This is a genomic window from Paraburkholderia sp. RL17-373-BIF-A (assembly GCF_046030175.1).
In the GTDB taxonomy this organism is placed as follows: Bacteria; Pseudomonadota; Gammaproteobacteria; order Burkholderiales; family Burkholderiaceae; genus Paraburkholderia.
Genome location: NZ_JARESO010000442.1, coordinates 1 through 424, shown reverse-complemented (window position 1 = coordinate 424; position 424 = coordinate 1). Strand labels below are relative to the sequence as shown.

Annotated in this window: 1 protein-coding gene; it reads left to right on the top strand. The window is 58.0% G+C overall.

Going from position 1 to position 424, the window contains the following annotated elements:
• A partial coding sequence (locus P0D80_RS51280; RefSeq protein ID WP_408296648.1) for a hypothetical protein occupies nt 1-424 on the top strand: 424 nt, incomplete at both ends.

Below are 424 nucleotides of genomic sequence, written 5' to 3'. Positions count from 1 at the left end.
ACATGGTTGAGCCGGAGCTGTCCTATTTTCCGTTGCTTGCCAGGGAAAAGGAGGTTTGCATCCTGCTGACCAGAGATGACCTTAAGAACGCTATGCGGGCTGCCGGGGAACCGGGGGAAGAGTTCGGCAATGTATTCGTCGCTGCAGACTGGAGTAGCAGGCCTGATGATGTATCGGAGATGGCACGCTCGAGGTTCTATCCAGTGTTCGCTCAGACGCACCTTGCCCTGTTCCCCGTATTGCACGCCAGAAGCATCTCGCGGCTATCGGGTCACTCGCTGGAGAAGATCGTCAAGTCCCTGCTTCCTTCGGCGTATGTCGAAGGATACATGCTGGGGGGCGCTAGCGGCGCGAAGCAGGATTGGACAACTCCGCAGACCCAGGCGGATCTGAAGCGGTTCATTCTGCCACTGGTGGGGCGTAG